Genomic DNA, 22,127 nt, shown 5'->3' with positions numbered 1-22,127 from the left:
ATGTATTTCTGTACAAGTTTATATACTGAGAATTAACTTCTTTATATAAAGATAGGGATAGTATATAATAATCCAATGCTAAAAATTTGATAACGAAGGAGGTCCACATGAAGAAACAATTTATTATTTTATATATGAATATTTTTCTAGTCTTTCTAGGCATTGGTTTGGTCATTCCAGTATTGCCTATTTACTTGAAAGATTTAGGATTAACCGGCGCAGACCTTGGCGTCATGGTAGCTGCATTCGCATTAGCACAGATGATTATTTCGCCGTTTGGAGGCGCTTTGGCAGATAAATTAGGTAAGAAACTGATTATCTGTATTGGATTAATTTTATTCAGTATCTCAGAGTTTTTATTTGCGGCAAGCCATGTATTTTCATTATTGATTGTTTCGCGTGTACTCGGTGGCTTTAGTGCAGGGATGATTATGCCAGGTGTTACAGGCTTGATTGCAGACTTGTCACTGCCACAAGATAAGGCGCGTAACTTCGGCTATATGTCTGCCATTATTTCTGCCGGCTTTATTCTGGGACCTGGCGCAGGTGGTTTTCTTGCGGAGATTTCGCATCGTATGCCATTCTACTTTGCCGGTGCACTCGGTGTACTCGCATTTTTCGGAACCGTTGCTTTTGTCCAATCACCAAAAGAAGAAACGGGACAAGGCTTTCCACACTTTGAAGCGGCAGAACTTGAAAAGATTCAGGTTAAACGATTCATTACGCCTGCTATTTTAACATTGATTTTGGCGTTCGGTTTATCGGCGTTTGAGACGCTCTTTCCACTTTATACAGCAGATAAAATGGACTTCCAACCGGGCGACATTTCGATTGCGATCACAGGCGGCGGTATTTTCGGTGCCATCTTCCAAATTTTCTTATTCGATAAAATGATGCGCTTTTTAGATGAATTGACGTTTATCACATATTCGTTGATTTACTCTGCCGTTATTTTAGGATTTTTAATCTTTGCGAATTCATATTGGCACGTGATGTTCATTTGCTTCATCGTCTTTATTGGCTTTGACTTAATACGTCCAGCATTGACGAATTACTTCTCAAATATCGCTGGGAATCGCCAAGGTTTTGCGGGTGGATTGAACTCGACGTTCACGAGTATGGGGAACTTTATTGGTCCACTTATTGCGGGTGGCCTATACGACGTAAATATTGAATATCCGTTATTGATGTCTATTCTCTTTATGATGATCGGTTGTGGCGTCATCATGATAGAAAAATTATTGCGTAAACGCGCGACAGCATAATACGAAGATCATGTAAGTGAGATGATGAGCAAGAGGACCCTGTGCTTGCAGTCTCGCTTTTTTGATTTTTGACAAACGATGATGCTAATAGTTCGTGATATAATGAGAGAAAATGTAGTATGAGAAACGAATAGGCAACGACGGTTAAAATAGGTATAGCTGAAATATGGCAACGTTGATTTTGTGTGAAAGGTGAGAGAAAGATGAAAGTGAAAAAAACAAACGCGATGCGCATATTAGATCGCGCAAAAATAGACTATGAAATGCGTACTTTTACTGTTGATGCTGAACATATTGAAGGTTCAGAAGTCGCAGAGCGTATCGGCGCCTCAGAAGCACAAGTATTTAAAACATTAGTGTTAACAAACAGCAATCGTGAATATTTCGTATTTGTGATTCCAGTATCAGGTCATCTTGATATGAAGGCAGCTGCAGCAAGTGTAAATGAGAAAAAGTTAAACTTAATGCCACTCGATGATTTGAAAAAAGTAACAGGCTATATCCGTGGTGGTTGTTCACCAATCGGTATGAAAACCAAGTTCCCAACCGTTATCGATACAGCAGTTGAAAAGATTGACCAAGTATTTGTTAGCGCAGGTCAACGTGGTGTACAAATGGGTGTCGCACCGAGCGATTTAATACAAGCGGCAGACGCAAAAGTCGTTGCAGTTGCAGTAGAAGCATAAAAAACGACGTACAAAGTTTGAGTGAAATCGAACTTTGTACGTCGTTTTTCGTTGTAATCATTTTATATATTACTGATTATTGTGCTGGTTCTGCTGTTGTTGATACTGTTGATTTTGTATGTTTTGTTGATTTTGTATGTTTTGTTGATATTGTTGGTTTTGCTGATATTGTTGATTTTGCTGATATTGTTGATGCATCATATACTGTCTATTTGGTTTATGAAAAGATTTTCCTTTAATGAGAGCGAGTATACCTGAAAGCATTAATAACACACATGTAGGGAAACCAAGGCCTCTAAGCAATAAGAAAATCATAATACTAGCAACAATTAAAATAATACCGATTACTCTCGGGCTTTTATTGAGCATATAACTTAAAACTAAAGTACTTAAACATATAAGCTGTCCTAAAATTGCAACTAGAAAAGGGATGATATCCGAAGTATCACTACCAATAAAACTATCGACCGCACTTGTAATGGCATTACTCATATAATGCAGGAGTAACATAAACATTGAGCCAATAATACCAAGTAAACTCCCAATGACGCCTGAAAATTTGGCTAAATCTGTCTCTAGAAATTCATTTTTGTTAATCATTTGTACATCTCCACTTCTAAACTTAATATCACGATAGGTGTTGAAAAATCTCGGTTTATCGTTAGTATACGATAGTGGATTAACCAATTCAATAATAAAATAGTAAATCAATGAATTAGTTATCGAATTAATTCGCTTTAATAAGTTAGAAATGCTTAAAAATAGCCATACAATGTTAGAGCTATGGCTTATTTTGGACTTCCAATATTTCTTTGCAAAAGGGTAGCCAAAATCTATTTCTATTTTTTGATAGTACCCATTATTTTGACAAAAGTTGTGTATGTCTTGCTATATTGAGTGGATTATTTCGTTACTTTGCACATGATATAGTCCACGTTTTGAATGTCTAGATATATGTTCAATGTCAATCACTTTCTTTTATTAGCAGATTATAAAGCTGATCATATGTGAATTTTTATATGTACGTCACCATAACGATAGCCACATAATTATTGATTGTGATTGCTATGTGTCTTTTTTGTGACTGTATATGACTGAATTTGAATGAGTATGAGCGAATTTGATTGATTTTTGAAAACGAATACAATATACTGTAAGAGAATTGAGGTGGTCAGATGTTAACGGATAAGCGACACGCGTTAATTATTGATGTGTTGGGACAACATAACTTTTTGAGCTTGCAACAGTTGATGGATTATACAGACTGTAGTGCATCAACGATACGTCGGGATTTGACGAAGCTTCAAGCGGAAGGGTTGCTCACACGTGTGCATGGTGGCGCGAAGTTGGTAGCTTTAGCAAAGGAGCCGGAGTTATCGACAAAACGCACACAACATATTGAAGAAAAGATTGAAATCGCTAAACAAGCAGCTAGCCTGATCAATGATGGTGATTGTTTGTATCTTGATGCGGGGTCAACAACGTTAGAGATGATTCCATACATCAGTGCGACAGATATTACAGTCGTGACGAATGGTTTGACGCACGTTGAAGCATTATTAAAACAAGGCATTCGCACATATATTGTTGGTGGCGAAATGAAACCAACGACAATGGCGGTTGTTGGAACACGTGCCGTGAACTTTTTACGCAACTACTGTTTTGATAAAGTGTTTCTCGGCATTAATGGTATTGACGCTACAACGGGGTTAACGACACCAGATGAACGTGAAGCGTTGATGAAGGAAGTAGCGATTCAACAGAGTCAGCAAACATACGTCCTTGCTGATGCTTCAAAGTTTAACCACATACATTTTGCCACAGTGAAGACAGTAGAACCACCGATTGTCATTACATCAGAACACGGGCGTCTGCTCGGTAAAGAGATTTTAGAAACAGCAAATCTGGAACTACTAGGAGGATAATTATGATTTATACAGTAACGTTAAACCCATCGATCGACTATGTCATGTTCGTAGATGGTTTTGAAGCGGGTGCGTTAAACAGAACATCTGCGACTGCCAAGTTTGCGGGTGGCAAAGGTATCAACGTTTCACGTGTGTTACAAACGCTGGATGTACCATCAACAGCACTTGGTTTTGTCGGTGGATTTCCTGGCAAGTTTGTTGAAGAGACTTTGACAGCTGCTGGGATTCAAACAGCGTTTACACAAGTTGATGAAGATACACGTATTAATGTGAAGTTGAAAAGTGGCACTGAAACGGAAATTAATGCAACAGGTCCAACGATTACAGAGGATAATATTGAAGCGTTATTCGCACAGCTGCGTCAAACAACGGCGGAGGATGTTGTCGTTATTGCAGGTAGTGTACCAAGCAGTGTACCGAATACGATTTATTCAGATATGGCGAAGATTGTGCAAGAAACTGGCGCACAGTTTGTAGTAGACGCTGAAAAGTCACTGGTTGAAGGTATTTTACCGTATGGTCCACGCTTAATTAAGCCGAACAAAGTTGAGTTGGAAGAAATGTTTGATACAACGTTAACTTCTGATTCAGATGTACTTAAATATGGCCGTAAGTTGTTAGACAAGGGTGCACAAGCTGTATTGGTATCACTTGGTGGAGAAGGTGCGATTTACGTTGATGGTACACAAGCCTATAAAGTGGCAGCACCTAAAGGCGACGTTATTAATACAGTTGGTGCGGGTGATAGTACAGTAGCCGGTATGGTTGCGGGATTCACACAAGGTTTATCACAACAAGACACATTAGCATTAGCCATTGCATCAGGTTCAGCAACAGCATTTAACGATGACCTAGCAGAACGTGCAATGATTGATACATTATTGAAAAACATCAGTATTACGCAGTTACATGAGGAGGGGTAATATGAGAATTACAGAGTTATTAACAAAAGACACTGTCGCAATGGATCTTGAAGCGACATCGAAAGACGCGGCGATTTTAGAGTTAGCCCAACAATTGAACCAAGCGGGTAAGTTGAATAACTTAGATGACTTCGTGACAGCGATTCATGCTCGTGAAGATCAAAGTTCAACTGGTATCGGTGAAGGGATTGCGATTCCACATGCGAAAGTAGAAGCGGTCAATACACCAGCCATTGCTTTCGGTAAATCTAAAGCGGGTATCGATTATCAAAGTTTAGATATGCAACCAGCACATTTATTCTTTATGATTGCTGCACCGGCATCAGGCGCACAAACACATTTAGATGCACTTGCAAAATTATCAGGGATTTTAATGGATGATAAAGTGCGTGAAGAATTACTACACGCTGAATCACCTGAAGAAGTGTTAGCAATTATTAACAAAGCTGATGATGAAGTAGCAGATGAAGATGAAGTAGTAGCACCAGCTGATTTAGATGCCAATGAACCATATGTGTTAGCGGTAACGGCTTGTCCAACAGGTATTGCGCACACGTTTATGGCACGTGACGCTTTGAAAAAACAAGCGGAAGAGATGGGTGTTCAAATCAAAGTTGAAACAAACGGTGCAGGTGGTATTAAAAATCATTTAACAGCGGAAGATATTGAAAAAGCAGACGGTATTATTGTTGCGGCAGATGTACATGTTGAAACAAATCGTTTTGACGGTAAAAATGTCGTACAAGTGCCAGTAGCAGACGGTATTAAACGTCCAGAAGCATTAATTAATACAGCGCTAGATAAAAGTAGAAAACCTTTCGTTGCTGAAAAAGGCGGCAGCACGTCAGAAGGTAACGATGAAAAGTTAGGTATCGGTAAAACGATTTATAAACACTTAATGAACGGTGTATCTAACATGTTACCGCTTGTTATTGCCGGTGGTATTTTAATGGCAATTGTTTTTATGATTCATCCAAATGCCTTTGATCCAGAGAGCAGTCATTATAATGAATTTGCGGCTACATTATGGCAAATTGGTAGTGAGAGTGCCTTTAAATTAATCGTACCTATTTTAGCAGGTTACATTGCACGTAGTATTGCAGATAAACCAGGTTTCGCAGCTGGTCTTGTCGGTGGTATGTTAGCAGTAACAGGTGGTTCAGGATTCATCGGTGGTATTATTGCCGGTTTCTTAGCAGGTTATGTAACACAAGGTATTAAAGCATTGACAAAGAACTTCCCACAAGTGCTTGAAGGTTTAAAACCAACATTGATTTTCCCAATTTTCTCAGTGACAATCACTGGTTTAGCAATGGTGTATATCTTTAACACACCAGCATCATGGTTGAACAATGCATTAATTTCAGGTTTAGATAGTTTATCAGGTGCCAATGTAGTGATTCTTGGTATCGTGATTGGTGCAATGATGGCAATTGATATGGGTGGTCCATTCAACAAAGCAGCGTACGTATTCAGTACAGCAGCATTAACAGCAGGTAATCCAGAACCAATTACAGCAGCAATGGTCGGTGGTATGGTGCCACCAATCGCATTAGCTATTGCAATGTTGATTTTTGGTAGCAAGTTTACAAAAGCGCAAAAAGGTTCTATCGTACCAAACTTTATTATGGGTGCAAGCTTTATTACAGAAGGTGCCATTCCATTCGCAGCAGCAGACCCATTACGTGTTATTCCGTCAATGATGGTTGGTTCAGGTGTTGCAGGGGGCTTAGCATTATTGTTCGGTTCTCATATCCAAGCACCACACGGCGGTATTTTCGTATTCTTTATCGGTAATAGTGTTGGTCAAGCGTTCCTTACAATGCTTGCAATCGTTATCGGTGCACTTATCGGTGCTGTAATGTACGGTTTATTGAAGAAAAAACCAACAGATGCGCCAACAATTTAATATGTTTAAGAAACAAGACGAGGCTGAGTCAGTTATTGACCGGTCTCGTTTTTAATTTTGCTTTGACGGGTATACTTTATTGTCATATACAACTTGAGTCCTATTTTAATTCAGTCTGGGCATTCTTATGTATAAATCGACAAAAAGTTGTGGTATGATAAAATTATTATTTTTATGTCTGGAGGTAGCTCAATGGGAAGGATTTAGTATGTGCAATGTATCAGAGAATAACTGGAACAGACAAAAACATGACGACATCACTTTCTATTGAGTGGTGCGAAACTAACGGAGGTGAATCCCTAGTTATTAGGGAACTAATTGGATAGTACGACCATAATTTATTTAATTGTATTTTTTGTATTAATTGCATTGACAACTGTCTTTGTAGGTTCAGAATTTGCGTTGGTGAAAGTACGTGCATCGCGAATCGAACAACTGATTGGAGAAGGAAACGGTAACGCGCGCGTTGTGAAAAAGATGATCTCCAATTTAGATTATTATTTATCAGCGTGTCAGCTCGGTATTACTGTGACATCACTTGGACTTGGTTGGTTAGGTGAGCCGCTATTTGAACGCCTGTTACATCCAGTCATTGAATTGCTGCATATTCCTGGGCCATTGGTAACGACGATTTCAGTTGTGACGGCGTTTACGATTGTAACGTATATTCATGTTGTTATCGGTGAATTAGCGCCTAAAACACTTGCGATTCAATATACAGAACGCATCGCATTGTTGTATGCACGCCCGTTATACTACTTTGGTTTTGTGATGAAACCATTGATTTGGTTGATGAACGGCTCGGCACGTTTGATTATCCGCATGTTTGGTGTGGACCCTAACGTTAACAATGAAGCGATGTCTGAAGAAGAACTGAAGATTATCATGAACAACAGTTATCATGGTGGCGAAATTAACCAAACGGAATTGGCCTATATGCAAAATATCTTTTCGTTTGATGAACGTCATGCCAAAGATATTATGGTGCCGAGAACGCAGATGATTACGTTAAACGAACCATTCAATGTAGATGACTTATTGGAGACGGTTAAAGAACATCAGTTTACACGTTATCCAATCACGGAAGACGGCGATAAAGACCATATTAAAGGTTTTATTAACGTGAAAGAATTTTTAACAGAGTATGCGTCTGGTGTACCAATTAAGACGAGTAACTACATTCACGAATTACCAATGATATCTGAAACGACACGCATTAGTGATGCGCTCGTACGCATGCAGCGTGAACACGTACATATCAGTTTAATTATTGATGAGTACGGTGGTACTGCAGGTATTTTGACAATGGAAGATATTTTAGAAGAAATTGTCGGAGAAATTCGTGATGAGTTCGATGATGATGAGGTCAATGATATTGTACAATTAGACGAAAAAACATATCAGATTAATGGCCGTGTGTTATTAAGTGATCTTGAAGAACAATTCGATATTGAGTTTGAAGACTCAGAAGACATCGATACAATTGGCGGTTGGTTACAAGCACAAAATACTGACTTAGAACAAGATGACTTTATTGATACAGTCTTTGATAGATGGGTCATTTCAGAGATTGAGAACCATCAAATTATCCATGTGATTTTACGTTATGAATATAATGCAGAACGTCCAAAAAATATGGATGAAGACGATGTAGATGAAGATTAAGAGATAGAAAGAACAACATGAGGTGGATACAACAGCGCTTTTGGGACACTATTTATTGGTTTCCCAAAGCGCAACTTATACTGTATCCTATCCACGTGCTGTTCTTTTATTTCACTCTTTTACATAAATATATATTTATCCATGTAAATATTTTAAAGACAAGTTATAATAAAGAGTGGAGTGGGTACTAAAATGAGTGAACGAATAAGTATAAAGCATACATACATCAAGTTTTAGAGTACATAGCCATAAATATACGTATGGTTTCACGATTAATGATGGCGGTTTAAGCCAAATGAAGTACCAAAATAATAGGAATGAAGTAGGTGTACGAAGAGTGAAGGTAAGAGTGATTGTTCCTTGTTACAATGAAACAGCTGTTTTGCAACGTACGATCGATAAGTTGCAAGAAATTATGGATGTGGATGCGCAACAACAAGGTTACACGTATGATTTGTTATTTGTAGATGACGGCAGTAAGGATACAACGATTGATATTTTACAAAATGCGGCGGCAAAATCATCTGTAGTTAAATATTTATCGTTCAGCCGTAACTTTGGTAAAGAATCGGCAATGATTGCTGGTTTTGAACATAGTGTGGATTGTGATGCAGTGATCATGATTGATGCAGACTTGCAACATCCGCCTGAGCTAATTCCGGATATGATTAAAGCGTATAGTGAAGGTTATGATCAAGTCGTTGCTAAACGAAATCGTGACGGGGAGTCAGCAGCACGTAAATGGATGACACGTCTGTATTACAAGATGATCAATTACTGGGTGGAAGATATCGAATTAATTGATGGTATCGGTGACTTCCGCTTGTTAAGTCAACGTGCAGTACGTTCGCTTGTAAGCATGGGCGAATACAACCGCTTTTCAAAAGGGTTATTTGCATGGATCGGTTATAATACTAAAATTATTAGTTATGACAACGTATTACGTGATGCTGGAGAGTCTAAATGGTCATTTAAGAGTTTGTTAAACTATGCGATTGACGGTTTAATCTCATTTAATAATAAGCCATTACGTATGATGATTTACCTCGGTGTCTCAATTTTTGGTATCAGTATGCTATATTTGATCTACTTATTAATAGACACATTAATTCACGGTGTTTCTGTGCCGGGATACGTTACGATGATTGCAGCTATTTTACTATTAGGCGGTATTCAACTGATTTCCATTGGGATTATTGGTGAATATATCGGCCGTATTTACTATGAAGTGAAACAGCGACCAAAATATATCGTGCGTGCTGCGAATGTGACACCGCCAACACATGAGCCGTTAGATATTTCTTATACGAATCACATACAAAAGTAAGCATTAAATAATTAAATAAAACGTTATAAAGCCTTGTGGAGTATGTTAAACAACTACTTTATAAGGCTTTTTCTAAAACAAAAACACGCCATATGCCTATGCATACAGCGTGTTTTTATCTATCAAAGGTTGCTTATTTTTTACCGCGAAGTTTACCTAAAATAAGTGAAACAACTGCGATGAAAATAATTGAACCGATTAAGGCTGGGAATACGAAAATACCGCCAAATGATGGACCCCATTCACCAAAGAACATTCCGCCAACCCATGAACCGAGTAAACCTGCGATAATGTTACCTAAGATACCACCTGGGATATCTTTACCTAAAATTGCTCCGGCAGCCCAACCAATGAGACCACCTACTATTAACATGACAATAAAGCCCATTATAATAGCCTCCTTTTAAAATTATATCTTTACGATAATACTGTTATACCCGGTGTTCAAAGTTTTAATCATCTTAATTCAAAATAAATAATTTTTCAATGTATAAAAGAATCCATAAACCCGCATACAAGAGTACGAAAATGTACCAAAATGGCGTGAGGGCAACCATAACGATAAATGCGATTAAGATTAATGTTGTTCCAATCCATAATGGTTGTTTAATTTTCAACTTACGATATAGACGCTGATACCATTCAGAGTTGAACGTGCTTGAAAATAACAGAATCGCACCAAATGCAAAAATGGCGGGCGCAAGATATGGCACTGACATATAGTATGATTGGTCGGCTGTTTGATCTACCACAACGAGTGCGATGCTGATCATAATCGTCACAATGCCAGTTAAAAACTTTTGCTGTTTAATTGCAAATGGCTGATAGTGATGATTTAAATAATATTGTAAGACTGTCCAAATACAATACATCAGTACGGTAAACACTGAGATAAATGTCAGTTTGCCTAGTAAGATTAGATTTATAATGGCGTTCATGGTAATCGCTAATAACACGCTACTAAAGTGAAGTGATTGAAACTGGTGTCGATACATATCAAAGGCGAGTATAACAATGACGACGACGCTATTTAAAATAACAAAAGAGGCCATAGAGTTCTCCTAACTTTTTCGTTTCATCTAACTATTATAACAATATGACAAGCGGATAGCATATAAAATGTGGTGTGTGTTGCAATATATTTATAGTGAAAAAAGTGAATTGTGACAATATGTATTAAAAATATAGAAAAAGAGAGTGAAACAGGAATCTCATTTTGCTAAAAAGATTCCGTTGTTCCACTCCCATCTTTTGGATTCTAGTTATTCAACCAATCATTAATCTTCTGTGTGATTTCATCAAGTTTTGAGTTGACTTTGTCTAACTGTTCTTGCATTTTGTCTAAGTTACCGCTTTGACGTTCATCCTCAGCGTCTTGCAAGTTGTCGATAGTGTCTTCATATTGATTGGCAACTTTGTCAGCTTGCTTGTTATCAATACTGTCACGTAAATCTTGAATTTGTTGTTTCAGTTGATCAATCTTACTTTGTGATTCTGTATCGTTAGACGCAATGCTGTCTTGCGTATCTTTAATTTGTTGCTGCAATTCGGCATCTTTTTGTTGCAATGCTGTTTCTTGTTCATTGAGTGTTTGTTCATCTTGCGTCATCGTGTTATCTGTATCGTTTTGACTACAGGACTTGAATACAAAAAGACCAATGACTAATAGGGCAATCACAAAACCAACGAGCAACCACTTATTTTTGCGATTTGTTCTTTGAAGTTCGGCATCTTTTTGGCGCAAATATTCATAATCATGCGTCTGTGGTTGTCGTGTATTTTTAATAAGGATACCACCAAAAACATCATGTTGTTGCTGATCTGTTAGCGTGTTGATGTTAAGGTCTGTGTTGAGTTGATTGTACTTGTCATAGGCGATAATTGTGCCATCATCTAAAATTTTTTCGACTCTCGGGTAAACGTCAGAATGCTGTGTACGTCGCATCGTATCACTCCTAGTCAGTAGTATGGGGCTGAGACACAATCAATTTGTGTACTGGGAAACCAATAAACACTTTTGTCCCAACCTAGCTCACTTCCTATTCTACACCCCTTTAAGGTTACTCCACAACAATGTATGCAATTGCGGTAAGACGTGCACGCGATTCAATTCGGGATTGGTCATTACGTGGTCAATTAGCCATTCATAGCGTGTCAACAGGCGCTCAGTATGATGCTCCACGTCATCTTCTAAATAAGGATTCCCCACTTGTAAGTAGAATGACAGGTCAGGATAGCGTTTATGAATTTTTTGCGCAAATGCTAAATCCGTCTCATCGAATACAACAACCTTTAAACTGAGCGATGAGGGATTACATTGTCCAATAACGTTATCCAACTGTGCCAAGTCTTGGTCCATGCCAGAACTTGGTGGTTTTGGCGAGATGGTTAAGTCGTGAATTTGGCGCATCCATGGTTGGAATTTTGTCCCTTGTGTTTCAAGCGCGAGTTGAATGCCTTGAGCGTCACATAGGTCAACAAACGATTGTAAATTTTTAAGCAGTGCGGGATTACCGCCTGAGATTGTGACGTGATCAAAGCAATCGCCACCAATTGCTTTGAGACGTTGCCAAATATCTTCAGCTGTTAACATTTCAATCTCGTCACGCATAGAACCGTCCCATGTAAATTTAGAGTCGCACCAGCTACAGCGGAAGTCACAGCCAGCAGTACGAACGAACATTGTTTTACGACCAATCACTTGTCCTTCACCTTGAATCGTTGGACCGAAAATTTCAAGTACAGGTATTTTTGCCGTCATTTACATGTGCTCCTTTGTACGTTTTGGACGATAAACGACATAGCTAGAAGGTGTTTCACGTAAAAAGACTTGTAAGCATTTAGGTGCGTGTGGCAAATCTTTTAAATGGTCGGCAACGATGTCATATATTGTTTGAGCGACGACTTCAGTAGAGGGACTTTTCCCTTCGAACATTGGTAAGTCATTCAATAAATAGTGATCGAATTGGTCGTGGATTAACGCTTTTAAGTGGCTGAAATTGATTAAAAAGCCTGTGTCATCAAGTGCATCGCCACCGATTGTGAGATTGACGAAATACGTATGCCCGTGCGTACGCATACATTTACCCGCTTCAGGTGCAGGAATATAATGTGCTGCTGAAAAGTTAAAGTCTTTATTTAATTCAAAAGTATAGGGATGCTCAACGCTTGGATATATTTGTTGCATCATAATGTACGTGCTCCTTTTTCTTCAAGATATTGTTCTAAACCACGTTGGCGTAATTGACATGCAGGACACGTGCCACAACCATCGGCAACGACGCCGTTATAGCAAGTAAGTGTTTTGTTGCGAATATAATCTAACACGCCGAGTTCATCACTGAGTGCCCAAGTTTCTTTTTTATCGAGCCACATCAATGGTGTATGGATGACAAAGTCACGATCCATCGCAAGACTCATCGTCACGTTCATAGATTTAATAAATTGATCGCGACAATCTGGGTAACCTGAGAAGTCCGTTTCACACACGCCAGTAATAATATGTTTCGCATTAATTTGGTAGGCGAGTGCACCAGCAAATGATAAAAAGAGTAAATTACGTGCTGGGACGAATGTATTTGGAATATCGTCAGTCGAATCAATTTCCATATCTGGTGATGTTAGTGCGTTAGGAGATAGCTGTGATAATAATGACATATCTAAAATATGGTGTTTCAAACCTTGCTCCTGTGCGATTGCTTTCGCCACTTCGATTTCTTTGGCATGGCGTTGGCCATATTCAAACGTAACTAGTTCCACGTCCTTAAAGTGTTGTTTCGCATAGAATAAACAAGTGGTACTGTCTTGACCACCACTAAAGACAACGAGTGCCTTTTCTTGCTTGAGTGCTTTTGACATAATATGTTGCTCCTTTAAATAGTGAGCGTTCCAAGCGGTTTTGAAAAAGGGGCGTAACGTGCTGATTCGGGACAGCTACGTACAAAAAGCATAAAAAAAGTCCGTCCCCATAAAAATAGACGGATACAGACAGTCTAGTTTTTTATAGAGGGTTAATATACGCTAGGAACCTCTGAATGATTATTTTACGTTGATAAATGTAACGCATATAAGGAGAGAAATCAACTATAGATGATGATGTAAGGAAAAGTTGTCTCTTAGTATGGACATCAGTCAGCTAATGCCATTAACCTTAATGTCATCACTTAGGTTCTGCGCAAACGCTAACTGTGCATGTCACACCCTCGTTTATTTTTGTCAATTGATGAGACATTTGTGATAATAGAGATATTACAGTATAAACGAGGCAGAACACATGATTATAATGATTGATAATAAAGATTCATTTACATATAACATTGTTGATTATTTGAAAACAGAAAGTGAACACGATGTCGAAGTAATGGATGTTGATGCTGTGACGATTCCAAAATTAGAAGCGTGTCAACCAGCTGCGATTGTCATTTCGCCAGGGCCTGGTGCACCGGCTGATTATCCAATACTACAAGACGTACTTCGCCATTTTGAACAACGCATACCAATATTAGGGGTATGTTTAGGTTTCCAATTGATTGTAACCTATTACGGCGGTGAGATTGTCCATGCACCATTTCCAGTACATGGTCATACGACACGAATTACACATGACGGTTCTCAGCTTTTTAAAGGGTTGCCGGAGACATTTAATGTGATGCGCTATCACTCATTGATGGCAGCGCCAAGTACTATTAAAGCACCGTTAATTGTGACCGCAACAAATACAGAACATATCATTATGGCGGTAGCACATGAAAGCTTGCCGATTTATGCGGTGCAGTATCATCCAGAATCTATTTTGTCAGAATATGGGCATGCGCAAATACGTAATTTTTTAAGTAAGGTAGGTACAGTAAATGGTTGTGAAGTTTAATTATACCTATTATATAGATGAACAACATACGACACAGTATCGTTATACATTTGATCAGCCGTGTGCGTCATATGTGGCATATACGTTAGATGACGTGGGGAAGGTGGTTGCCCAAGCGGAAAAACACCAAAAAACAGGCGACTATGTTGCGCTCTATTTGGCGTACGAAGCAGCTCCGTATTATAACCAACAGTTCGAAACGTATACGCCGAGTGACGGGATTTACGCAGCATGTTACGCCTTTGATGCACCAGTACATACTGATAAGTTGGACGATGATAAAGGGGATGAACAGTTTGAAATGCCAGCGTTCAAGTTTACAGAGACACAAGACGTGATTACGTCGAGCATTCAGGAGATACAACGCCAAATTATAGACGGTTGGACGTATCAAGTGAACTATACGACACGACTCGAAGCACCAGCAGTAACGCCGATTGCGGCACTGTATGAACGTCTGACACGACAAGCAAACGGTAATTATACGGCACTTATAGATACGGAAGATTTACAAATTGCATCCATTTCACCGGAATTATTTTTCCAAGTAGGGACGTTTGATGGTGGAGAACGTACTGTCATGAGCAAGCCGATGAAAGGGACGATGCCACGTGGGACGACAGCGGCGGAGGATCAAGCGAATTATGAAGCATTACGACAATCGGCGAAAGATCGAGCGGAGAATATTATGATTGTCGACTTATTACGTAATGACATTGCGCGGATTGCTCAACAAGGAACAGTGCGTGTAGGGCCACTATGTGCGATTGAGACATATCCGACTGTGTATCAGATGACAACGATGGTACTTGGAACGATTGCGCAAGAGACGACGTTGAATGACTTGATGCGCGCGTTATTCCCGTGTGGTTCGATTACAGGAGCGCCTAAAGTGAATACGATGTCGATTATTCATCGCTTAGAATCGACGCCACGTCATTGTTACTGCGGTACGATTGGTTTGTTACATCCAGACGGTAATGCGGTGTTCAATGTACCAATTCGGACGGTACAACAATTGGACACACGTTTCGTTTACGGTGTCGGTGCAGGAATTACGATTGATTCAAATCCGGAACAAGAATACAAAGAATTTCAGGATAAAACGCGAATTTTAAAGGGGTCATAAGTATGCAGTTATTTGAAACAATGCGACTGGAAGCGGGGGAGATTCCACGTGAAACATATCACCGCCAACGAATGGCGCGTTCGGCTGAAGCGTTAGGCTATCCTTTTTCAACGATACAATGGCAACAAGTATTAGCTGAGATGCAACGAACATATGCGCATGGGCTACATCGTTTAAAAGTGGTTTTGTCAGCAACAGGCACATTAACAGTGGAAGTCGGCACGCTAGCAGATAAGCCATATATGACTGCACGCCTTGTCCAAATTGATGATCATACGCCACAATGGCAACGGATTAATAAAACGTCTGAACGTACTTTTTTACAACATAACCATCAAACAGATATTGTATTATTTCATGATGCGCATGGTCGGGTGTTGGAGTTTGATATTGGCAACCTAGTCATTGTAAGTAACGGTGAGTATTTTACGCCACGCTATCGTAATGATTTTCTACGTGGTTGTATGCGTCAAGCGTTGTTAGATAACGGCGAGATTAAGGAAGCGGATATTACGACAGAGATGCTTACGCAAGCCATTGAAAAGCATGATAAAATATGGATGATTAATAGCTTGAGAGAGTGGGTTCCGGTATATTTTCAACAAGGTTGTGAGAAGTAAGTGATGGCCATCATAATTGAGATCGCACTATTTATTTTGATGCTATGGTTAGGACGATTTGTCTGCCGTAAGTGTTTGAAACGGCAACAGCGACTTTTAGCGTATGTGTGGATGATTTTTGTTATTATCGTACAAGCAGTGATTATTTATTATTTTGTTGGTGATTTGACTGAACAGATGACCAGCGTGTTGAAAATGTTTTATAATTAAGCGTAAATGAGGTGAAACGGATGAAAGTGTATAGCCAGGGAGACCAAGCGATTGTTGTGTCTTTGCGTGGTCAAGTGACGCCAAAAGCAACACAGCGTTTGCTTGTCTTGAGACACTATTTGAATGAACAAAACTATCCTTTTATAACAGAAATTGTACCGACTGAGACGGATATGTTGATTTCATATGATGCACGAATGATGATGAAACAGCTCGATATTACATCGCCGTTTTTATATATGAAGCAACTGATTGCGGAGATTGATTTATCTGAAGAAAAGTGGAAAAAACAACGTCGCTGTGTAAAAGTGCCGATGTATTATGGTGGGACGCATGGACCGCATCTCGATGGCATTTTGGAAGAATTGAATATGACGAAAGAAATGTTTATTGCGCGTCATGCTTCAGGTGATTATTTCGTGTCTATGATGGGCTATTCACCGGGTTTTCCATATTTATCAGGTTTAGATGAAGCGATTATTGTGAATCATACGGCACCGGATAAGCGTTTTATTCCAGCAGGGTCTGTCATCTTAGAAAATAATAAGTGTGGTATCACAACGACAGATACATATGAAGATTGGCTAGTGATTGGATGGACGCCGCTTAAGTTATTCGATCCAACGAAAAAAGACTTCGCACTTATCTCGCTAGGGGACCATGTGAAGTTTGATGCGTTACAAGAAGGGCGTGAAGCATAATGAGTATTATTATTGAAGATAGTGGGCTCTTTTCTAGTTTCCAAGATTTTGGGCGACCGGGCTATGAACATCTAGGTGTGATTCGCAGTGGTGCGTTAGATGTTTTGGCACATGAAATTGCGAATCGTCTCGTAGGTAATGATCCAAACGAAGCGACATTAGAAATGACGAACCGCATGGCACGTATTCGCTTTACAGAACCTACGTTAATCGCATTATCAGGGGCACAAGCTGTTGCGCATACGGATGATATGCAAATTAAAATTAACAAGCTCTATTTGATGAATAAAGGCGATGTGTTAAGCTTTGACGAATTAAAAAGAGGTGCACGTGTGTATCTTGCAGTTGCTGGAGGTTTTGAATTAGACGAGTGGCTCGGTTCTGCATCAACGGACATTATTTCTAAAATGGGTGGCTTCCATGGACGTGCTGTGAAAGCTGGCGATGAAATTAATATGAAACATAGTTACAATGCGAGACATCGCAAACTATTTGATAACTTGCGAGAAACACGTATGACTAAGTGGGGTGTTGATGGCTACACGTTATCTTTCAACTATCTTTCGGACGTTGTACATGTGATTCCAAGTAAAGGAACGGAAGACTTTGATGCCGATTGTTTACGCGACTTTACGCAACATGAATATAGCGTGACAAGCAAGGCGAATCGTATGGGTATTGTATTAGATGGCGTACCGATTAAAGCGCATTATGAAGGCATGCCACCACATCGTTCTGTAAAACGTGGCACAATCCAAGTGAAAAAAGATGGATCTCCAGTTGTGTTGTTGAATGATCATTATACATTGGGAAGCTATCCACAAGTTGGTACGATTGCGACGTATCATTTATCGAAATTGGCACAAAAACGTCAAGGCTCCAAAGTGAAGTTTCAAATGATTGATATTGAACAAGCAGAACGCAACTTGGTCACTTATCATAAATGGTGTCGTCAGTTTTATGCAGGTATCGAATATCGCATGCACGTGGAGATGAATAAATAGTAGAAGCTGAGATATTAATAGAAACATTTAATTTGAGTTTGAATATTTATATAGATGGCAGTAGCTAAATAGATGTGTGACAAGCCAATGGCATAGTCACACATCTATTTAGCCTTGCCGGGGCACTACAACGAAATCTTTGCTGACGCATGAGATTTCTGCTCTTTAATAGAGAGTATCTTTATATTTTGCCTATTGCATTGACTGGCTCGTTTATATTAGTGGCAGTAGCTGACTGATGTCTGACTACGCTTTTAGCTTGTAACACAACTAGTCAGCCTTGCCGAGGCACTACAACGAAATCTTTGCTGACGCATGAGATTTCTGCTCTTTAATAGAGAGTATCTTTATATTTTGCCTATTGCATTGACTGGCTCGTTTATATTAGTGGCAGTAGCTGACTGATGTCTGACTACGCTTTTAGCTTGTCACACATCTAGTCAGCCTTGCCGGGGCACTACAACGAAATCTTTGCTGACGCATGAGATTTCTGTAGTGCTCCCAGAGAGATACAACTTGAGTCTGAATACAAAAGAAAAATAGTGCTATATAATAGATGTTATGAGTGAATTATTTTGCGCATTAGCTATAGTTACATCGTAAAGAAATAAAAGATGGAAAGTGTTCTTATCGGTTTTCACTTGAAATTTGTCACTAATTCGTATATATTGTTATACTGAACTTGTATTGAATGTTACAAAAAGATTACAAAATGATTAACTTATTAATTTATTTTTAATAGATGACTAGAAAACGAGTATGAACTGAAATAAATAACGGGGGAACACACATGGAAAAAGAAAATAAAAAGATAGGGATTTTTGCGTTTTTCTTACTGACGGTACTCACCATTTCATTGAAAACGTACTTTGCCTATTACGTGGACTTGTCACTTGGCGTTAAAGGACTCGTACAAAACTTAATATTATTGATGAATCCATATAGTTTGGTGGCATTGATTCTGAGTGTCTTTCTATTTTTCAAAGGTAGAAAAGCGTATTGGTTCATGTTCATTGGTGGCTTTTTACTGACGTTTTTACTCTATGCCAATGTTGTGTACTTCCGCTTCTTCTCAGATTTTATTACGTTTAGTACATTGAACCAAGTGAGTAACGTTGACTCCATGGGCGGCGCGGTGAGCGCATCGTTCCAATGGTATGACTTTGTGTATTTCATTGATACATTTGTTTACTTGTTTGTGTTGATTTTCAAACAAAAATGGTTGAGCAAACAAGTTTTCCATAAGAAGTTTGTGCCGGTTGTTATGGCAACAGCGATTGCGCTCTTCTTCTTGAACTTGGCGTTTGCTGAAACAGATCGTCCAGAATTGTTAACGCGTACGTTCGACCATAAATATTTAGTGAAGTATTTAGGTCCATATAACTTTACCGTATATGACGGTGTTAAAACGATTGAAAATAATCAACAAAAGGCGCTCGCTTCTGAAGATGATTTAACAGAGGTGTTGAATTACTCTAAACAGAAAAACACAGAGCCGAACCCAGCATATTTTGGTAAAGCGAAAGGGAAGAATGTTGTTAAAATTCATTTAGAGAGTTTCCAAACGTTCTTAATTAACAAAAAAGTGAATGGTGAGGAAGTAACACCGTTTTTAAATAAACTTGCATCTGGTCAAGATGACTTTAGATACTATCCAAACTTCTATCACCAAACAGGTCAAGGTAAGACTTCGGATGCTGAGTTCACGATGGATAACAGTTTGTATGGTCTCCCTCAAGGATCAGCCTTTTCATTAAAAGGGGATAATACATTCCAATCGTTACCAGCAATCTTGCATCAACAACAAGGTTATACAACGAACGTGATGCACGGTGACTACAAAACGTTCTGGAACCGTGACCAAGTGTATAGACATTTTGGTATTGATAAGTTCTACGATGCAACGTACTATGATATGTCACCTGAGAACTTAGAAAACTTAGGATTGAAAGATAAGAAGTTCTTTGAAGAGTCAGCAGAGTACTTAGATAAAGAGAAAAAGCCGTTCTATTCGCATTTAGTTACATTAACGAACCACTATCCATTCACATTGAGTGAAGAAGATGCGACAATTGCGAAAAGTGATACAGGTAATAACACGGTAGACGGCTATATTCAAACGGCACGCTATTTAGATGAAGCGGTTGAGGAATTTATTAACGACTTGAAACGCCGTGGTTTATATGATGATTCAGTTATCATTCTTTATGGTGACCACTATGGTATCTCAGAAAACCACAACAAGGCGATGAGCGAGTTATTAGGCGAACCAATTACACCGGCAAAATTCAACGACTTAAACAAAACAGGTTTCTGGATTAAAGCACCAGGTGTTGAGCCGAAAGTAGATGAAACCTATGCAGGACAAGTTGATGTCATGCCAACATTACTTCACTTGCTTGGTATCGACACATCGAACTACTTGATGTTAGGTACGGATATGTTGTCTAAAGATCACCAAGAAGTCGTACCATTCCGTAATGGTGACTTTGTAACGAAAGATTATAAATATGTGAACGGTAAAGTCTACAGTAACAAAGATAATGAGCCAATGGAGACACCACCGTCTAACTTAGAACAAATGAAACAACAAGTTGAAACAGACCTTGAAGTTTCAGACAAAATCTTGAACGGTGACTTATTCCGATTCTACAAAAATCCAGATTTCAAAAAAATCGATCCAACGAAATATAAATATGAAGCAGGTTCTAAAGGTCAAAAATAGAGCCGCATAGAAAAGCGACTGGTTATGCACAAGTATATGTGCAAAGCCAGTCGCTTTTTGCTTGGGGTGGAGTCCATCGTTTCTTGATTGCTCGCGTGCCAAAAGCTTAGTCAGAATCGGTAAACTACTGCAATTCCCTTAACTTTCTCGTTCGGTTCTGCTCAAATCTTTACTGCTTTTATCCCAACCTTACATTTAATCAAATTTAAAGCGAGACCGTTTAAACGACCTCGCTTTAATGTGCTTATTTAATTTAACCTAATGCGACGTCTAAAATCATCATGATAGTAAAGCCTATCATGAGACTTAATGTAGCAAGGTCGGTGTTTTCACCTGATTGTGAGTCGGGAATAAGTTCTTCCACGACAACGAAGATCATCGCACCTGCTGCAAATGCGAGTGCGTATGGCAAGATAGGTGTCACGATAAGAACAGCTGCAGCACCGACTGTAGCGAATACGGGTTCGACAAGTGCGGATGCTTGACCGTAGTTAAATGCTTTCCAACGGGATTGTCCCGTAGCATGAATAGGTAATGATAACGCGGCACCTTCAGGAATATTTTGTATGCCGATACCAATTGCTAAACCGAGTGCGCCTAGTAATGTCGCGTGTTCGTTACCTGTTGCGACGCCTCCGAATGCGACCCCAATAGCGAGCCCTTCTGGAATATTGTGCAATGTAATCGCAAGTAAGAGTAACGTATTTTTACTGAGGCCTGTTTCGACACCTTCTACTCGTTGCGTCGTGTCTTGTGCGTTGCGGTGCATATGTGGAATCACATAGTCTAATGAACGAATGAAGACGCCACCAAGTAAAAAGCCGATAGCGGCAGGCAACCATGGTACGGCACTATCTGAACTGCTTTCGATTGCTGGTTGTAATAATGACCAGAAACTTGCCGCAATCATAATACCCGCTGCAAAACCTTGCATGACGCTCAATATTTTGTTGTTGACAGTCTTGAATAAGAACACTGTCGCTGCCCCCAAAGCGGTAAGCAACCAAGTGATTAACCCGGCTAACAACGCTTGCAAGAACGGGGGAATATGTGCAATGTAATCTAACATAGAACGGGTCTCCTTGTATCATTTGAATAGAAAAAAAGGTATAATAAATAGAACTGATTTAAGATTAACAGATATATTCGAGTAAATCTATAAGATAAA

General features: G+C 39.2%; 21 protein-coding genes. 13 read left to right on the top strand and 8 right to left on the bottom strand.

All coding sequences use genetic code 11. The annotated features are described in order from the left end of the window. Positions 1-107 precede the first annotated feature (107 nt). Together norA and ybaK are read left to right on the top strand one after the other, a co-directional pair. Complete coding sequence (gene norA / locus CD122_RS04645) at positions 108-1,265, top strand: multidrug efflux MFS transporter NorA (protein WP_103357840.1); 1,158 nt, start codon at positions 108-110, stop codon at positions 1,263-1,265. 203 nt (positions 1,266-1,468) lie between these two features. Next, positions 1,469-1,951: a Cys-tRNA(Pro) deacylase gene (ybaK, locus tag CD122_RS04640; RefSeq protein WP_103357839.1), complete on the top strand. Its 483-nt coding sequence runs from the start codon at positions 1,469-1,471 to the stop codon at positions 1,949-1,951. A 69-nt stretch (positions 1,952-2,020) separates the two neighbouring features. Here ybaK and CD122_RS11745 read toward each other — a convergent pair whose 3' ends face one another. After that, positions 2,021-2,551, bottom strand: a complete 531-nt coding sequence (locus CD122_RS11745; RefSeq protein ID WP_142381179.1) for a hypothetical protein — start codon at positions 2,549-2,551, stop codon at positions 2,021-2,023. 575 nt (positions 2,552-3,126) lie between these two features. Here CD122_RS11745 and CD122_RS04630 point away from each other — a divergent pair. From CD122_RS04630 to CD122_RS04610, 5 genes are all read left to right on the top strand, one after another. Next, positions 3,127-3,876, top strand: coding sequence for a DeoR/GlpR family DNA-binding transcription regulator (locus CD122_RS04630; RefSeq protein WP_103357838.1), 750 nt, complete (start codon positions 3,127-3,129; stop codon positions 3,874-3,876). A gap of 2 nt (positions 3,877-3,878) precedes the next feature. Further along, positions 3,879-4,802 (top strand): 1-phosphofructokinase, encoded by a 924-nt coding sequence (gene pfkB / locus CD122_RS04625; protein WP_103357837.1) that lies wholly within the window; start codon positions 3,879-3,881, stop codon positions 4,800-4,802. Between the two features lies 1 nt (position 4,803). Continuing rightward, positions 4,804-6,711: a PTS fructose transporter subunit IIABC gene (locus CD122_RS04620; protein ID WP_103357836.1), complete on the top strand. Its 1,908-nt coding sequence runs from the start codon at positions 4,804-4,806 to the stop codon at positions 6,709-6,711. Between the two features lie 318 nt (positions 6,712-7,029). Beyond that, the gene (locus CD122_RS04615) at positions 7,030-8,376 is read left to right on the top strand and encodes a hemolysin family protein (protein WP_103357835.1); all 1,347 of its coding nucleotides are present in this window, start codon (positions 7,030-7,032) and stop codon (positions 8,374-8,376) included. 337 nt (positions 8,377-8,713) lie between these two features. Then, entirely contained in the window at positions 8,714-9,703 is a 990-nt protein-coding gene (locus tag CD122_RS04610; protein ID WP_103357834.1) for a glycosyltransferase family 2 protein, read from the top strand. A 133-nt stretch (positions 9,704-9,836) separates the two neighbouring features. Here the strand turns inward: CD122_RS04610 and CD122_RS04605 are convergent, their stop codons facing one another. The 6 genes from CD122_RS04605 to queC all read right to left on the bottom strand — a co-directional run bounded on the left by CD122_RS04605 (position 9,837) and on the right by queC (position 13,561). Next, the gene (locus tag CD122_RS04605) at positions 9,837-10,094 is read right to left on the bottom strand and encodes a GlsB/YeaQ/YmgE family stress response membrane protein (protein WP_103357833.1); all 258 of its coding nucleotides are present in this window, start codon (positions 10,092-10,094) and stop codon (positions 9,837-9,839) included. Between the two features lie 70 nt (positions 10,095-10,164). Further along, on the bottom strand, positions 10,165-10,755 hold the full coding sequence (locus tag CD122_RS04600) for a hypothetical protein (RefSeq protein WP_103357832.1): 591 nt from the start codon (positions 10,753-10,755) through the stop codon (positions 10,165-10,167). 206 nt (positions 10,756-10,961) lie between these two features. Continuing rightward, the gene (gene tssO, locus CD122_RS04595; protein WP_103357831.1) at positions 10,962-11,648 is read right to left on the bottom strand and encodes a type VI secretion system TssO; all 687 of its coding nucleotides are present in this window, start codon (positions 11,646-11,648) and stop codon (positions 10,962-10,964) included. 99 nt (positions 11,649-11,747) lie between these two features. Further along, complete coding sequence (gene queE / locus CD122_RS04590) at positions 11,748-12,464, bottom strand: 7-carboxy-7-deazaguanine synthase QueE (protein ID WP_103357830.1); 717 nt, start codon at positions 12,462-12,464, stop codon at positions 11,748-11,750. Beyond that, the gene (gene queD / locus CD122_RS04585; RefSeq protein ID WP_103357829.1) at positions 12,465-12,893 is read right to left on the bottom strand and encodes a 6-carboxytetrahydropterin synthase QueD; all 429 of its coding nucleotides are present in this window, start codon (positions 12,891-12,893) and stop codon (positions 12,465-12,467) included. Next, complete coding sequence (gene queC, locus CD122_RS04580; protein WP_103357828.1) at positions 12,890-13,561, bottom strand: 7-cyano-7-deazaguanine synthase QueC; 672 nt, start codon at positions 13,559-13,561, stop codon at positions 12,890-12,892. The genes queD and queC overlap by 4 nt, the downstream gene beginning before the upstream one ends. Positions 13,562-13,976: 415 nt before the next feature. Between queC and CD122_RS04575 the strand changes: the two genes are divergently transcribed. The 6 genes from CD122_RS04575 (at position 13,977) to ltaS (ending at position 20,959) form a co-directional block, all read left to right on the top strand. Continuing rightward, on the top strand, positions 13,977-14,570 hold the full coding sequence (locus tag CD122_RS04575) for an anthranilate synthase component II (protein ID WP_103357827.1): 594 nt from the start codon (positions 13,977-13,979) through the stop codon (positions 14,568-14,570). Further along, a complete protein-coding gene (gene pabB, locus CD122_RS04570) occupies positions 14,554-15,699 on the top strand; it encodes an aminodeoxychorismate synthase component I (protein ID WP_103357826.1) in 1,146 nt (381 codons plus the stop codon). Before CD122_RS04575 ends, pabB begins: the two co-directional genes overlap by 17 nt. Positions 15,700-15,701: 2 nt before the next feature. After that, on the top strand, positions 15,702-16,319 hold the full coding sequence (locus tag CD122_RS04565) for an aminotransferase class IV (protein ID WP_103357825.1): 618 nt from the start codon (positions 15,702-15,704) through the stop codon (positions 16,317-16,319). Between the two features lie 230 nt (positions 16,320-16,549). Further along, positions 16,550-17,230, top strand: a complete 681-nt coding sequence (locus CD122_RS04555; protein WP_103357823.1) for a 5-oxoprolinase subunit B family protein — start codon at positions 16,550-16,552, stop codon at positions 17,228-17,230. Next, positions 17,230-18,234 carry a 5-oxoprolinase subunit C family protein gene (locus tag CD122_RS04550; RefSeq protein ID WP_103357822.1) on the top strand — a complete coding sequence of 335 codons (1,005 nt, stop codon included), beginning with the start codon at positions 17,230-17,232 and terminating at the stop codon, positions 18,232-18,234. The genes CD122_RS04555 and CD122_RS04550 overlap by 1 nt, the downstream gene beginning before the upstream one ends. A gap of 790 nt (positions 18,235-19,024) precedes the next feature. Beyond that, the gene (ltaS, locus tag CD122_RS04545; RefSeq protein WP_103357821.1) at positions 19,025-20,959 is read left to right on the top strand and encodes a polyglycerol-phosphate lipoteichoic acid synthase LtaS; all 1,935 of its coding nucleotides are present in this window, start codon (positions 19,025-19,027) and stop codon (positions 20,957-20,959) included. 253 nt (positions 20,960-21,212) lie between these two features. On the opposite strand, the gene CD122_RS04540 is transcribed toward ltaS, so the two are convergent. Then, the gene (locus tag CD122_RS04540) at positions 21,213-22,028 is read right to left on the bottom strand and encodes a ZIP family metal transporter (protein ID WP_103357820.1); all 816 of its coding nucleotides are present in this window, start codon (positions 22,026-22,028) and stop codon (positions 21,213-21,215) included. Between the last annotated feature and the right edge of the window lie 99 nt (positions 22,029-22,127).

The sequence above is a fragment of the Staphylococcus rostri genome, from assembly GCF_002902145.1.
In the GTDB taxonomy this organism is placed as follows: Bacteria; Bacillota; Bacilli; order Staphylococcales; family Staphylococcaceae; genus Staphylococcus; species Staphylococcus rostri.
This window is presented reverse-complemented; position numbering and strand designations above follow the sequence as displayed.